Genomic DNA, 13,238 nt, shown 5'->3' with positions numbered 1-13,238 from the left:
CCGCGCCCCGCCGCCGGACTGCTCAGCCGTCAGAAACGCTGGACACGTGCGTTGACAGCGGTATGACGTGTGTCACACCATGGTCCAGCCCGGTACTTACCAGTCGGTAAGGTTCCTCGGTACGGAGGTCCACGTGTCGCGCGCTGTCTCCAGGTTCCGCCGTCCACTCACCTTCCTCGCGGGGGCGGCGCTCACGGCCCCCCTCGCCCTGCTGGGAGCCACCCACGCGTCGGCCGCTTCCGAATACACCGTCACACCGCTGAAGTTCACCGTGCGCGCGGGTGACCGGTCCTGCACCGTCGACGCGGATCTCTACCGCCCGTCCGGCGTCGACGCCCAGCACCCCGCCCCCGCGGTCCTCGCGACCAACGGCTTCGGCGGCAGCAAGTCCGACGGCTCCACCGACGCCATCGGCAAGGCCTTCGCCTCCCGGGGCTACGTGAGCCTCGTCTACTCCGGCCTGGGGTTCGGTGGCTCCGGCTGCCTCATCACGCTCGACGACCCGGCGATCGACGGCAAGGCCGCCTCCGGGCTCGTCGACTTCCTCGCCGGGACACGCGCCGCCGACGACGGCACCGAAGCCGACTACGTGACGGACGACGGCCCGGGGGACCCCAGGGTCGGCATGATCGGCGGCTCGTACGGCGGTGCCGTCCAGCTCGCCACCGCTTCCGTCGACCACCGGGTCGACGCACTCGTCCCGCTGATCACCTGGAACGACCTGGCGTACTCGCTCGCCCCCAATGCGGCCGGGGCGTCCCGGGGCGTCTCCTCGGACACCCCCGGTGTCTTCAAGTGGCAGTGGACCAACGGCTTCTACCTGATGGGCGAGGGCCAGCCGCTCCTGGTGCCGAGCCTCGACCCGTCCCGCTTCGGCAGCCTCACCTGCCTGCACTTCGCCCCCCGGGCCTGCGACACCATCCGCCTCCTGAACTCCGGCCGCTATCCGGCCGACAGGACCGACGCGATGCTGACGTACGCGCGCAGCGTCTCGCCCGCCTCGTACCTGCCCGGCGTCACCGCGCCCACCCTGCTCGTCCAGGGCCAGGCCGACAGCCTCTTCAACCTCAACGAGGCCACCGCCACCTACCGGGCGCTCGAGGCCCAGGGCACCACGACGAAGATGATCTGGCAGGCGTGGGGCCACAGCGGCGGCCAGGTGGCGGGCGAACTGGACCTCGCCACGGGCAATCTGGAGACCAGCTACGTCGGACAGCGGATCCTCGGCTGGTTCGACCGCTACCTCCACCACGACCAGGACGCCGACACCGGGCCCGCCTTCGCCTACTACCGCGACTGGACGAGCGGCTACGGCACGGCAGCCGCCGTGCCGGGCCTCTCGCGGACGATGTACCTCTCCGGGGACGGTGCCCTGGTGGACAGCCGGTCGAAGGTCGTCCGTGGCAGCCGCCAGTACACCAACTGGCTGCTGCCGACCAGCCATTCCGAGAGCTCGCTGGCCGGACTCATCGGAATCCCGGACCCCGCACCGTACGACACCGCGGGCACCTACCTCGGCTGGACCAGTGCCCCGCTCGCCGCACCGCTGGACGTCGTCGGCGCGCCGAAGGCCACCCTGGAGGTCGTCTCGCCGAAGACGGAACGGGTCCAGAACAGCGGTGACGCCGCGGACAAGCTGGTTCTGTTCGCCAAGGTGTACGACGTGGCGCCCGACGGCACCCAGAAGCTGGTGAACCGCCTGGTGGCGCCGGTGCGCGTCCCGGACGTGACCCGCCCGTTCACGGTGGAACTCCCGGGCATCGTGCACCGGTACGAGGCGGGCCACCGGCTGAAGTTCGTCATCGCCGCCGGCGACACGGCGTACTTCGGCAACCGGGGCATCAAACCGGTCACGGTCGTCAGCGCACCGCAGGACACGGGGGTCCTGGAGCTGCCGGTGGTCGGCTGACGGCCGGCTCCGGCGGAAGTGCCCCGGACGGCCCGGGCTCCCGGCCGGCTCACACGCAGGCGCGCTGCGGTCCGGCCGGGTGGTGCCGGCTGATGTTCCTCTCCAGTTCGCCGCCCGGCCGGGGACCTCCGGCGGTCCCGTCGGCGGCCGTCCGTCGCGGCCGGGGGTCAGAACGCGTAACGGATCGGAAGCCACGGGGCGTGGGTGCGCACCAGGTCGCGCACGGTCTCCACCGCCGCGGCCTTGGTGGCATTGCGGTACCGCACGTTCCAGCTGCCGTTCTCCGAGCGTTTGGCCTGCTGGATGTCGGGTCGCCAGATCGCGTCCTCCGCGCGCGGGTGCCAGGCCATGTTGACGTCGTGCAGGTCGCGGTTGTGCGTCAGCATGATGACCTCGGCCGCCGCCTGCTCCTTGACCGCGAGGGGCAGGACGTCGTCCATGTGCTGCAGGAGCAGTGACCACGCCTGCTCCCAGCCGGGCCTGATGACGACGGGGGAGAGGTTGAAGTGGACCTCGTACCCGGCCTCGACGAAGTCCGCTGCCGCCGCGATGCGGCTCTCGACCGGGCTGGTACGGATGTCCAGCAGCCGCGAGTCGTCCGGCGGCATCAGGGAGAACCGGATCCGGGTCCGGCCACGGGGATCGAGCAGCAGGAGGTCGGGATTGACGAACTTGGTCGCGAACGACGCCTTGGCCGTGGGCCACCGGGCGAAGGCGTGCACCAGGTCAGCGGTGTTCTCACTGATCAGCGCGTCGACCGAGCAGTCGTTGTTCTCTCCCACGTCGTAGACCCAGGCGCTCGGGTCGCACTGGTTCGGTTCGCTCTTGCGTCCCTGGCCGGCGACGTGGCGTGCCAGCCGGGCGATGATGCGGTCGACGTTGGTGAAGACGGTGATCGGATTCGCGTAGCCCTTGCGCCGCGGGACGTAGCAGTAGGCGCAGGCCATGGCACAACCGTTGGCGGCTCCCGGAGCGATCCAGTCGGCCGACCGGCCGTTGGGCCGGACGGTGAGGGTCTTCTTCTCACCGAGCACCAGGACCGTGCTCTTGATCCTCACCCAGCGTTCGGCGTTGCCCTGGTTGCCGTGCAGGGCCGGGATGCGCCAGTGCGAGCTGGTGGGCAGGACAACGGCGTCCGGGAACCTCGCGAGGATCTGCCTGCCCCGCGGTGAGGCCGCCGCCCCGGGCTCGGCATGGATCTCCCGCACCGACAGCATGCGGCGAGCTTGCTCCGAGTCACGGACGAGCGGTCCGGCAGCCCGTCGCACCTCCGGTCCGGTGCGGAGTTCCCCGAGGTCGAACAGTGCGTCGGGATCCTGAACCACGCCGTGTCGCTGAGGGGTGTCCATAGCTGCTCCGGGATCTGTCGTTCGGCGGCCGACGGTACGAGGGCCACGCGGGGCCCGCCGCTGCGAAGCGCGCTCCGGCGGCAGGCGGCCCCCTCCACCATAGGCACGCACGGCGGAGGACCGGCGAATGAGGACCGGTCGTCCGGGGCGCGGCCCGTCGTCGCGCGCGGGGGCGGGGCACGACCCGGGAGGGCCCCGGCTGCCGGCCCGGCCCGGCACGCCTGGGGTCCGGGCCGAGGTAGCGTCGACTGCATGAGCTTCCGGTACCGGCGTGGGAGGTGACCGTGCGGACTCGACCCGTGCTCGTCTACGACGGGGACTGCGGCTTCTGCACCACCTCGGTGAAGGTCGTGCAGCGACTCCTCGGTCCACGCTGCGTGACCGTCCCCTGGCAGTGGGCGGATCTGGAAGCGCTCGGTACGACGCAGCAGCGTGCTGAGCACGAGGTGCTGTGGGTGACCCCGGCCGGGCCGGTGTACGGCGGATCCGAGGCCGTCGCCAAGCTCCTTCTCCGTTCGCGGGCGGGATGGCCGGTGCTGGGGGCCCTGCTCACCCTGGCGCCGCTGAGATGGGTGGCCCACGGTGTGTACCGGCTCGTGGCGGACAACCGGCATCGTCTTCCCGGGGGCACGGCGGCGTGTGCGCTGCCCGCCCGCGACCCGAGGAAGGCGTGATCGCGAGCTCGGCGCCGCCCCTGGCCGAACCGACGCCGATCGTGTGCCGGCACAGGCTCCCGGCCCGGAACCCTGGCGCCGGCGAGCCCACGCGCAGGCCGGCGGACGGCCTCGTCAGGGCGGCCCCTCACCGCGCGTCCGTTCCTGGGCGAGTACGTCGGCCAGATCGTTCAGCCGGTCCAGGCCCCGCACCGCCTGCCCCGTGCGGTGGTTGTGCTCCAGACGGGCCCGGTGCCGGTCCATGAAGGCCCAGTAACCGGCCGTGTAGGGGCAGGCGTGTTCGCCGACCCGATCGGTGGGGCGGTAGACGCAGGGCCCGCACATGTCGCTCATCCGGTTGATGTAGGCGCCCCCGGACGAGTACGGCTTCGTGGTCATCCGGCCGCCGTCCGCGTACTGGGACATGCCGACGACATTGGGCAGCATCACCCAGTCGTAGCCGTCGACGAAGCACCGGTGGAACCAGTCCGTGAGCTCCGCGGGGTCCCATCCGCGCTGCAGCGCGTAGTTCCCCAGCACCATCAGCCTGGGGATGTGATGGGTCCATCCGGTGTCGCGCACCTGGGCCAGGACCGTGGCCAGGCAGCGTGCCCGTACGTCGTCCGCCTCCAGGTCGTTCCACCATCCGGGCAGGGGGGCGGTGTGACCCAGGACGTTGGAGTGCCGGTAGTCCTCGCCGAAGTACCAGTAGAGCTGCCACACGTACTCACGCCAGCCGGCGACCTGACGGACGAAGCCCTCGACGCTGTTGAGTGGAGCCCGGCCCTCCCGCCAGGCCGTCTCGGCCCGCTCGACGCACTCCGCCGGATCGAGGAGGCCGAGGTTGAGCGAGGAGGACAGCAGGCTGTGGCTCATCACGGGGTCGGCGGCGAGCATGGCGTCCTCGTACGGACCGAAGGTGCGCAGCCGCTGTTCGACGAAACGCTCCAGAGCGCGACGGGCCTCCGTGCGCGTGGCCGGAAACAGGCGGGGCCCGTCCCGGCCGACGAAGGAGACGCTGCCGTCCTTCTCCCAGCGGTCCAGATCCCGCCGTACCTCGTCGTCGATCGCGTCCTCACGGGGACGGTAGGGGCCGGGCACCGGCAATGTGGCTTCTTTGCGGGGCGGCGACTGCCGGTTGTCGTGGTCGAGGTTCCACCGGCCACCGGCGGGCCGGTCGCCCTCCATCAGCAGATCGTGCCCGTGCCGCACCCACCGGTAGAAGTCCTCCTGCCGCAGCCGCTCGCCGCCCTGCCCGTCGGCCCACGCCGTGAAATCCGTCGTCCGGACGAGGAAGCCGCGCGCCGGGCCCACCGTCACCTGCGGCAGGGAGCGGACGAACCGCAGGGCCGCGCGGGACGTCGGGTGATGCACGCTGACGGCGGAGTCGCCGACCGCTCGCGCGAGCCCCTGCCGGTAGGTGTCCGCCTTGACGTACGTGATCCGGTCGCCCAGCTCGGCCGCACGGTGCCGCATGGCCGACAGGACCAGATGGGCCTTGGCACGGTGGAAGCGGCGCCGCCGGAACACGGACAGCGCCTCGATCATCAGCAGCGGCGTGTCATCGCCGGGGCCGGCGTCGTCCGACGGCAGAAAGTGTGGTCCGAGCTGGTCGCCGAAAAGCCAGTGCGTCATGCGGCTCACCCTCCTCGGTCCGTGCCGCGAAAGCGCCCGACCCGGCGGTGCCACCCCACGAGCGATCGACAGGAGGGTCCGGACGGCCCGCCCGGGCACCCGTGCGGGGACGGCGGCCACCAGGGCGCTCGCGAAACCGGCTGTCGAGGGCTGCCGCGGCGGCGCGGGGCGGGGGAAGCGGGCCAGCCGGAAGAGGGGGGCGCGCCGGATCCCGCCGGGACGGCGGGCAGCGGGTCCGCCCGCAGGAAGACGGTGGAACGTCAACCCGCGCGGACATCGAGTTGCAGGTATCCGGTTCGATCGCCGAACGCATAGCGACGGCCGACCGGTGCGCCGGGGAAGGAGTGCTGCTCGGCATGGCCGTCTTGCGGCGCGGCGCCGCCTACGAACTCCCGGTGGACGACGGCAGCCGGGTCGACATCATGGAGTTCGGCTGGTCCAGTTGGGTCCCCTCGCGCACGACGGCCCGGGGCCGGCCCTGCGGGAGACGCTGCGTGTTCTGGCACGAGGCGCCGTCCGGGCGTTCACGGCGCGTGAGGCGGCCGTGGTCCTGCGCCGCGGGGCATGGGAGGCCGAGGAGGAGCTGGAGCAGCTGGTCGACCGGCAACTGCTGGAACCCCCGGCGGAGGCCGGTGACGGATACGCGTTCCTGCCGCTCACACGGCTCCACGCCCGGGAGCCGTGAACGACGGAAGGGGAGGGCAGGTGGTTCCGCCGTCCCCTCCCGCTGTATCCAGCGGCCTCCCGGAGCTGCTGCTCGGTTGCCTGCCCGCGCTCACGCGTCGCGCTTGCGGAGCACGAGCCAGCCGCCCACCGCCCCCGCGGCCGCCCAGAGCGCCAGGATCAGCAGGCCGGTCACCGGGCTGTACGGAGCGGCCGGGTCGAGGTTGACCCGCAGGGCGTACTGGCCGGCGCGGTCCGGCAGGTACCAGGCCAGTTCGCGCAGGCCCGGGATCTCGGCCAGGACGGGGGAGACGAGGAAGAGCACCGGCACCAGGAGGCCCATGGAGAGCATCTGGCTGCGGAGCATCGCGGTGATGCCCATGCACATGATGGCCAGGAGCGGGAAGTAGAGGGCGCCGGAGATGACCGCGCGGACGGTGCCTTCGTCACCGAACGCGACACCGTGTTCGCCCAGCAAGCTCTGCGAGGCGAAGAAGGTGCCGGCCGAGGCGACCGCTCCTGCCACGAGGGCCAGGGCCGCCGCGGTGGTCAGCTTGGCGCCGTAGAAGAGACCGCGCCGGGGCACGGTGGCCAGGGATGTGCGGATGGCACCGGTGTTGTACTCGTTGCCCACCACCAGGACCGCGAAGGCGATCACGACGACATGAGCGAAGAAGAGACCGTAGAAGCCGAGCTGGACCGGGTCGAAGCTCTCGGCGTCGGACTCGGCGGCGCCGACCGAGCCGCACACGCCTGCGCCGATGCCGATGAGGAGGACGGCGGACAGGGGCAGGGCCCAGGCGACCGAACGAACCGAGCGGATCTTCGTCCACTCCGAGTAGAGAACTGCGTTGACGGACATGTTCAGGCCACCTCTCCCAGGGGTCGTGCCGCGTATTCCACCGAGTCGGCGGTCATGCGCATGAAAGCGTCTTCCAATGAGTCCTCGACCTGCGACAACTCCAGGACGGGGGTTCCTTCGTGAGCGGCGATCCGGCCGACCTCGTCGGCTCCGACCGCGTACACCTCCAGGCTGTGGTCGGCGACGGACTCCACGCGCAGGCCCTTGCGTACCAGGGCCGCCTGCAGCCGCACCGGCTCGGTGGACCTCACCCGTACCCGGCTGCGTCCGTACTCCTCGGCGAACTTGGCCATGGAGACGTCGGCCAGCAGGCTGCCCTTGCCGATGATGATCAGGCGGTCGGCGAGCAGCGCCATCTCGGTCATCAGGTGGCTGGAGATGAACACCGCCCGGCCCTGCGCCGTCAGGTCCTTCAGGAAGTGCCGCAGCCAGCGGATGCCCTCGGGGTCGAGGCCGTTCACCGGCTCGTCCAGAATCAGCACCTGCGGGTCGCCGAGCAGCGCTGCGGCGATGCCCAGACGCTGGCGCATGCCCAGGGAGAAACCACCGATGCGCCGCTTGGCCGTGGCCGTCATGCCGACCTGCTCCAGCACCTCCTCGACCCGGGAGTCGGGGATGCGGTTGGCGCGGGCGATGCAGAGCAGGTGATCGCGAGCGGTCCGGCCGGGGTGGACGGCTCCCGCGTCCAGCAGGGCACCGACGTGCCGCAGCGGTTCGCCCAGGTCTTCGTAGGCCCGGCCCGAGATGAGCACCCGGCCTTCGGTCGGTCGGTCGAGACCGAGCATCATCCGCATGGTCGTCGACTTCCCGGCACCGTTGGGGCCGAGGAAACCGGTGACCACTCCGGCCTGTACCTGGAAGGTCAGACCGTTCACCACGGTCTTGTCACCGTAGGTCTTGACCAGACCTGTCACGTCGATGGCGGGTCCGGCTCCCGTATTGTTCGTGGATTCCTTGTCGCTCTTCATGTCCCTGAGTCAATCGTTTCACCGCGCGCAGCGGATCCCCCGGGGGCGGGAATCTCCTCCCTCCGGGGAGGGAGGAACCCGAGATGGCTGTCAGGCCACCGTTGACCACGCATCTCTCCGTCATGGCCAAGGGGCGTACCTACACCCGAGGCCTGCATCTGCTCATCGGCGCGGCCGTGGGACCGGTGTGCGTGCTGATCTATCCCGGCTTCTCGCCGTCCCTCCCACGGACCCTCATCGCCTCGGCGCTCGTCCCCCTGCCCGTCCTGCTGCTCCTCGGGATGCTGCCGGGTGTGCGGCGCGCGGAGGGGATCCAGGCCCGGCAACTGCTCGCGCCGACGGACGAGAACGAGATCAGCCTGGCTGGGGGGAAGGGTTTCGCCGCACGCTGGCGCACCAGTGTGTGGCTCGTCGCTCGGGTGTGGTGGGGGCTCCTCGTCGTGAGCGTTCTCGCCCAGCTGCTGTCGGTGACCGGGACCGTGGCGACCGTACCCGCGGCCGAGCAGACCCGCCGGGTCCTGGGACTCGACATTCCGGGGGGCCGCGAGCACATCTGGTACCTGGTGTTCGTCCCACCCCTGCTGCTGCTCCTCGGTGCCGTCCTCGTCGGCGCCGGGAAGCTGCAACTCGCGTTCGCCAAGAGGTTGCTGGGGCCGTCCGCCGCGGAACGGCTCGCGGATGCGGAGCGCCGGGCGGACGACCTGCTGGCCCGCAACCGGCTCGCCGGCGAACTGCACGACTCCATCGGCCACGCCCTCACGGCGACCGTCCTCCAGGCCAGCGCCGCTCGCGAACTGATCGATGTGAACAAGGACTTCGCGGTCCGCGCGCTGACCGCCATCGAGGAGGTCGGCCGGCGCGCCCTGGAGGACCTGGAGCGCACGCTGGGCTATCTGAAGGAGCAGGAGGAGGGCGGCACCGCCCATACGGCGGCTCCTACGCTGGCGGACATCGGCCCACTGCTGGAGGCGAGCCGCGCGGCGGGGGTGATCGTCACGTGCCGCGCGGCCGCGAGCTTCGAGGGGGTGCCGGGCGTGGTCACCCGCGAGGCGTACCGCATCCTTCAGGAGTCGCTGACCAACGCCATGAAGCACGCCCCCGGGTCGGCCGTGGACGTCGTTCTGGAGATAAGGGAGGAACAGTTGGAGCTTTCCGTGGCGAATACGCTGGTGGAGACAGCCGGGCAGACGTCAGGTACGGGGAAGGGCCTGCGCAGCCTGCGGGAGAGAGCCGCACTCCTGGGCGGCAATGCCGCTGCCGGAGCCGAGTCGGGGCGCTGGATCGTCAGCGCCTCCCTGCCCCTACGATTGGGATCCTGACATGACCATCTCTGTCCTGCTCGTCGACGACGAAGAACTCGTGCGGACCGGAATGTCCGCCATCCTCGGCAACAGCGACGGGATCACCGTCGTCGGCGAGGCGTCCGACGGTTCCGAGGTCGTCGCCAAGGTGCTGGAACTGCGGCCGGACGTGGTGATCATGGATGTCCGGATGCCCCGGGTCGACGGCATCACCGCCACCCGCGAACTGATGGCGACCGTCCCGGATCCGCCGCGCGTCCTGATGATCACCACCTTCGAGCGCGACGACTACGTCTACGAAGCGCTGCGGGAGGGGGCTTCGGGATTTCTGCTCAAGCGCTCCCGGCCGGCCGAGATCGTCCAGGCGGTGCACACCGTGGCCACGGGGGACTCGGTGCTCTTTCCCACCGCCATCCGCGGCCTGGTCTCGGGGAGGCTCAAGAGGGCCTCCAAGAGCGCGCTGGGCCACGTGCAGTTCACTGAACGAGAGGCCGAGGTGCTGCGCCTGATGGGGCAGGGGATGTCGAACGCGGAGATCGCGGCGGAGCTGTGTCTGGGGGTGCAGACGGTCAAGACCCACGTCAGCAGCACCCTCGCCAAACTGGGTGCCCGGGACCGCACCCAGGCCGTGGTGATCGCGTACGAGTCGGGCTTCCTGGAGGTCCGGTGAGGGCCGTGCTGGTGCACGAGGACGCTGCGGCGGTGTACGGCACGTTCGAGGGAACGCTGCAGGACGAGCGGCAGGTGTCACTGCGCTTCGCCGACTTCTTCACGTTCTCCGAGAACGGGACGTTCCGCAGCCGCGACACCTTCTTCTTCGCCCCGGTGGTCTGACGCCCGGTGGTCTGACGCCCGATGGTCTGACGCCCGATCGTCTGACGCAGAGGCAACGGCTGTGACAACGAAGCGCGGGTTCGGGAAGCGGTGGACGGCCCACATGGTGAGGGGGTGACGTGGACCGCGGACGACGGGTGGGCCGGCTCTTGGTGGAGCCTGCCCTTCGGCGGCCCGCCGTCCGGCGACAGCAGCCTCCTGTGCGCCGTCACACCGCGCCCGGCCCCCGCCGCCCCTTGTAGTTGATCTTCATCGTGTCCAGGTCCGTGACGGTGGAGCGCAGCTCGCCGTGACCGAGGCCCCGTTCCCGCAGCGTCGTCTGCGCGCGGTCCTCGGCGATCGCCGCCGCCATCTCGTCGCCGTCCTCGGCGTCCGAGGTCACCACGTACCGGAAACTGAAGTGCTTCAGCGCGGCGTCGTAGGTGAGCGAACCCTCCTCGGTGAAGCGCATGGCCGCGAGGCCGTGCTCCTCCACCTCCGCCAGCAACCGGAAGCGGTCGCTCTCCGGCAGCCCCTCCCAGGTTCCCCGCACGATCACCCGGTACGTGTGCTGCGTGCCCATCGTCCTGCCGTCCTCTGCTCGACACCCGTTGAAGACGAAGGGTACGACGGCAAGGATGGCGCGCATGCGGAATATCGTGGTCCTCGACGCCCCGTCCAACCTGGGGCTGAGGCCCCCGGCCCCCGGCACCGTGCCCGGTTGCTGCAAACTGGCCGGTGCGCTGCGCGAGCAGCGGATCGTGCAGCGCCTCGGGGCGTTCGAGGGCGGTGTCGTCGTCCCTCCGCGCTATGACCGCGGTGACTGGCAGGAGGGCGACGGGGTCTTCAACGCCGCCGCGCTCGCCCGTTACACCCGCACTCTCGCCGACCGTATCGAGGGCCACGTCAAGGCCGGCGCATTCCCGCTCGTCCTCGGGGGCGACTGCTCCATCCAGCTCGGCGCCACCCTCGCCCTGCGCCGCATCGGACGCTACGGGCTCGCCGCGATCGACGGCTCGGCGGACTTCCGGCACCCCGGCAACAGCACCCGGATCGGCGCCGCCGCCGGTGAGGAGCTCGCCCTCGCCACCGGGCGCGGCCAGGCGGACCTCGCCGACCTGGAAGGGCTCGGGCCCTACCTCAGGGACGAGGACATCCGGCTCCTCGGTATGCGCGACGGGGACGAGGACCGTGCCGAGCTGACCGCGCTGAAGATCACGCATGCGACGGTCGGGGAGATCAGGGAGCGGGGCGCCGACGACATCGCCCGCGCCGTGGTCCGGACGCTGGAGGTCCAGGCCCTGGACGGCTTCTGGGTGCACCTCGACGCCGATGCGCTCGACCCGGGCGTCATGCCCGCCGTCGACAGCCCCGACGACGGCGGGCTGCTCCCGGAGGAACTCGAACCGCTGCTGCGCACCCTGGTCCGCTCGCCGCACTGCGCGGGGCTCAACGTCACGATCTACGACCCCGACCTGGACCCCGACGGCAGTGCCGGCGCCCTGCTCGCCGACCTGGTCGTCGCCGCCCTCACCGGACCGGAGCCGGAGAAGTCGCCCCGGTGATCATCCGGGTCAACTGTGCCTCCCGCAGCGGGAAGACGACGCTCGTGGCCGCTGCGCCGGCGCATGCCTGACGCACCGGTCCACGACCCCGAGCAGACCGGCTTCGTCCTGCGGAACTGCGCGGAGGTGCCGACCGGGGACTTCCATGACGTCGAGCAGCTGAACGGTTCAGGCGTGCGCGTTCCGGTCGACGTACTCGAACACGGAGCCGTCCGGGTGCAGGGCGATCAGGTTGCGGCCTGCCGGGGTCGGCACCGGACCGGCGACGATCCTCGCGCCCACCCTCGTCAGTGCAGCATGGGCCTCGTCGACGTCCTTGACGGCGATCGTCGCGGTGACCTTCCGCAAGATCTCCAGCTCCGTCTCCGGGCCGCTCATCAGCAGAAAGCAGCCGATCGCGGCGACCGAGACCCCGCCGCGCTCGAAGCGCTGCGCCGGAGTGCTGGTCAGGCCCTCGTAGAAGGCCACCGAGGCCTCCAGGTCGTCTACGCAGATGCGCAGCGTGGTTCCCAGGATGTCCATGCCCATCAGGGTAGTTGGCGGCCCCCGGGGATGTGATCGATTCCCCGGCCCGGCCACCCACCGGGCGTCATGCCCGGCAGAGCACCTCTCCGTGCGGCACCATGAACCACCCGTCGGCCTCCTCGCCCCACGCGCGCCAGGCGTCCGCGATCTCCGTCAGCTGCCCGGGGCTCGCATGCCCGCCGTCCACCGCCAGCTTCGCGTACGCCGAGGCCGTCGTACGGTCCGCCCACAGGCCGCTCCACCAGGCACGGTCCTCCGGGGTGGCGAAACACCAGGCCGCGGCGGTCGGGGTGATGTCGGTGAACCCGGCCCGGCGGGCCCAGGACAGCAGCCGGCGCCCGGCGTCGGGCTCACCGCCGTTGGCGCGGGCCACCCGGCCGTACAGCTCCTGCCATCGCGTCATTCCCGCCGTGGCCGGGTACCACGTCATCGCCGCGTAGTCGCTGTCGCGCGCGGCCACGATGCCGCCGGGCCGGCATACCCGCCGCATCTCGCGCAGCGCCTGCACGGGGTCGCCCACGTGCTGCAGCACCTGATGGGCGTGCACCACGTCGAAGGAGTCGTCGGGGAAGTCCAGTGCGTGGACGTCTCCGGTGGCGAACTCGACGTTGTCCAGGCCGCGTCCGGCCGCCACCGAGGCCGCCTTGTCCAGGATGCCGCGGCCGGTGTCCACGGCGGTCACCCGGCCCGGTGCGACGAGTCCTGCGATGTCGGCCGTGATGGTGCCGGGCCCGCAGCCGACGTCCAGGACCGCCTGACCCGGGCGGAGTTCGGCGACCAGGTAGGCAGCCGAATTGGCGGCGGTCCGCCACTGGTGGGAACGCAGCACCGATTCGTGGTGCCCATGGGTGTAGACGGCGGTTTCCTCAGGCATGGCCGTACGTCCTCTCTCGGACTTCAGTCGCAAGCGGTGGAACGACAGTACGCCGCCATGTCGTATCTTGAGATGGACGTCTCACTATTCGGCACGTCTCGCTGTTCGGTATGTCGGCCCG

14 protein-coding genes are annotated in these 13,238 nt (G+C 71.0%); 7 read left to right on the top strand and 7 right to left on the bottom strand.

Going from position 1 to position 13,238, the window contains the following annotated elements; genetic code table 11:
• The first annotated feature begins 79 nt into the window (after positions 1–79).
• Positions 80–1,909: a CocE/NonD family hydrolase gene (locus QFZ58_RS06980; protein WP_307124037.1), complete on the top strand. Its 1,830-nt coding sequence runs from the start codon at positions 80–82 to the stop codon at positions 1,907–1,909.
• A gap of 167 nt (positions 1,910–2,076) precedes the next feature.
• Here QFZ58_RS06980 and QFZ58_RS06975 read toward each other — a convergent pair whose 3' ends face one another.
• A complete protein-coding gene (locus tag QFZ58_RS06975; protein WP_373428528.1) occupies positions 2,077–3,258 on the bottom strand; it encodes a spore photoproduct lyase family protein in 1,182 nt (393 codons plus the stop codon).
• 284 nt (positions 3,259–3,542) lie between these two features.
• Here QFZ58_RS06975 and QFZ58_RS06970 point away from each other — a divergent pair, with 284 nt between their 5' ends.
• Positions 3,543–3,932 (top strand): thiol-disulfide oxidoreductase DCC family protein, encoded by a 390-nt coding sequence (locus tag QFZ58_RS06970; protein WP_307124035.1) that lies wholly within the window; start codon positions 3,543–3,545, stop codon positions 3,930–3,932.
• Between the two features lie 114 nt (positions 3,933–4,046).
• On the opposite strand, the gene QFZ58_RS06965 is transcribed toward QFZ58_RS06970, so the two are convergent.
• Positions 4,047–5,546, bottom strand: coding sequence for a cryptochrome/photolyase family protein (locus QFZ58_RS06965; RefSeq protein ID WP_307124034.1), 1,500 nt, complete (start codon positions 5,544–5,546; stop codon positions 4,047–4,049).
• A 442-nt stretch (positions 5,547–5,988) separates the two neighbouring features.
• Here QFZ58_RS06965 and QFZ58_RS06960 point away from each other — a divergent pair, with 442 nt between their 5' ends.
• Complete coding sequence (locus QFZ58_RS06960; protein ID WP_307124033.1) at positions 5,989–6,231, top strand: hypothetical protein; 243 nt, start codon at positions 5,989–5,991, stop codon at positions 6,229–6,231.
• 90 nt (positions 6,232–6,321) lie between these two features.
• Here the strand turns inward: QFZ58_RS06960 and QFZ58_RS06955 are convergent, their stop codons facing one another.
• Positions 6,322–7,071, bottom strand: coding sequence for an ABC transporter permease (locus QFZ58_RS06955; RefSeq protein WP_307124032.1), 750 nt, complete (start codon positions 7,069–7,071; stop codon positions 6,322–6,324).
• Positions 7,072–7,073: 2 nt separating this feature from the next.
• The gene (locus QFZ58_RS06950; protein ID WP_307124031.1) at positions 7,074–8,039 is read right to left on the bottom strand and encodes an ABC transporter ATP-binding protein; all 966 of its coding nucleotides are present in this window, start codon (positions 8,037–8,039) and stop codon (positions 7,074–7,076) included.
• Positions 8,040–8,122: 83 nt separating this feature from the next.
• Here QFZ58_RS06950 and QFZ58_RS06945 point away from each other — a divergent pair, with 83 nt between their 5' ends.
• From QFZ58_RS06945 to QFZ58_RS06935, 3 genes are read left to right on the top strand one after another with little or no spacing between them, the layout of a single operon-like run.
• Positions 8,123–9,358 carry a sensor histidine kinase gene (locus QFZ58_RS06945; protein WP_307124030.1) on the top strand — a complete coding sequence of 412 codons (1,236 nt, stop codon included), beginning with the start codon at positions 8,123–8,125 and terminating at the stop codon, positions 9,356–9,358.
• A 1-nt stretch (position 9,359) separates the two neighbouring features.
• Positions 9,360–10,010: a response regulator transcription factor gene (locus QFZ58_RS06940; protein WP_307124029.1), complete on the top strand. Its 651-nt coding sequence runs from the start codon at positions 9,360–9,362 to the stop codon at positions 10,008–10,010.
• Complete coding sequence (locus QFZ58_RS06935) at positions 10,007–10,174, top strand: hypothetical protein (protein ID WP_307124028.1); 168 nt, start codon at positions 10,007–10,009, stop codon at positions 10,172–10,174. The genes QFZ58_RS06940 and QFZ58_RS06935 overlap by 4 nt, the downstream gene beginning before the upstream one ends.
• Positions 10,175–10,382: 208 nt before the next feature.
• Here the strand turns inward: QFZ58_RS06935 and QFZ58_RS06930 are convergent, their stop codons facing one another.
• Positions 10,383–10,736: a DUF6204 family protein gene (locus tag QFZ58_RS06930; protein WP_307128789.1), complete on the bottom strand. Its 354-nt coding sequence runs from the start codon at positions 10,734–10,736 to the stop codon at positions 10,383–10,385.
• Between the two features lie 64 nt (positions 10,737–10,800).
• On the opposite strand from QFZ58_RS06930, the gene QFZ58_RS06925 reads away from it, so the two are divergent.
• Positions 10,801–11,718: an arginase family protein gene (locus QFZ58_RS06925; RefSeq protein WP_307124027.1), complete on the top strand. Its 918-nt coding sequence runs from the start codon at positions 10,801–10,803 to the stop codon at positions 11,716–11,718.
• Positions 11,719–11,886: 168 nt separating this feature from the next.
• Here QFZ58_RS06925 and QFZ58_RS06920 read toward each other — a convergent pair whose 3' ends face one another.
• Both QFZ58_RS06920 and QFZ58_RS06915 read right to left on the bottom strand, forming a co-directional pair.
• Positions 11,887–12,240 carry a VOC family protein gene (locus QFZ58_RS06920; protein ID WP_307124026.1) on the bottom strand — a complete coding sequence of 118 codons (354 nt, stop codon included), beginning with the start codon at positions 12,238–12,240 and terminating at the stop codon, positions 11,887–11,889.
• Positions 12,241–12,307: 67 nt separating this feature from the next.
• Positions 12,308–13,117 carry a methyltransferase domain-containing protein gene (locus tag QFZ58_RS06915; protein ID WP_307124025.1) on the bottom strand — a complete coding sequence of 270 codons (810 nt, stop codon included), beginning with the start codon at positions 13,115–13,117 and terminating at the stop codon, positions 12,308–12,310.
• Positions 13,118–13,238 lie beyond the last annotated feature (121 nt).

Origin of the sequence: Streptomyces sp. B1I3, from assembly GCF_030816615.1 — a bacterium.
Classification (GTDB): Bacteria; Actinomycetota; Actinomycetes; order Streptomycetales; family Streptomycetaceae; genus Streptomyces.
This window is presented reverse-complemented; position numbering and strand designations above follow the sequence as displayed.

Excerpts from the sequence above, each read along its gene's own strand:
- QFZ58_RS06980 (WP_307124037.1), top strand. The coding sequence starts at position 80 with ATGGTCCAGCCCGGTACTTACCAGTCGGTAAGGTTCCTCGGTACGGAG.
- QFZ58_RS06975 (WP_373428528.1), bottom strand. The coding sequence starts at position 3,258 with ATGGACACCCCTCAGCGACACGGCGTGGTTCAGGATCCCGACGCACTG.
- QFZ58_RS06965 (WP_307124034.1), bottom strand. The coding sequence starts at position 5,546 with ATGACGCACTGGCTTTTCGGCGACCAGCTCGGACCACACTTTCTGCCG.
- QFZ58_RS06955 (WP_307124032.1), bottom strand. The coding sequence starts at position 7,071 with ATGTCCGTCAACGCAGTTCTCTACTCGGAGTGGACGAAGATCCGCTCG.
- QFZ58_RS06950 (WP_307124031.1), bottom strand. The coding sequence starts at position 8,039 with ATGAAGAGCGACAAGGAATCCACGAACAATACGGGAGCCGGACCCGCC.
- QFZ58_RS06945 (WP_307124030.1), top strand. The coding sequence starts at position 8,123 with ATGGCTGTCAGGCCACCGTTGACCACGCATCTCTCCGTCATGGCCAAG.
- QFZ58_RS06940 (WP_307124029.1), top strand. The coding sequence starts at position 9,360 with ATGACCATCTCTGTCCTGCTCGTCGACGACGAAGAACTCGTGCGGACC.
- QFZ58_RS06930 (WP_307128789.1), bottom strand. The coding sequence starts at position 10,736 with ATGGGCACGCAGCACACGTACCGGGTGATCGTGCGGGGAACCTGGGAG.
- QFZ58_RS06925 (WP_307124027.1), top strand. The coding sequence starts at position 10,801 with ATGCGGAATATCGTGGTCCTCGACGCCCCGTCCAACCTGGGGCTGAGG.
- QFZ58_RS06920 (WP_307124026.1), bottom strand. The coding sequence starts at position 12,240 with ATGGACATCCTGGGAACCACGCTGCGCATCTGCGTAGACGACCTGGAG.
- QFZ58_RS06915 (WP_307124025.1), bottom strand. The coding sequence starts at position 13,117 with ATGCCTGAGGAAACCGCCGTCTACACCCATGGGCACCACGAATCGGTG.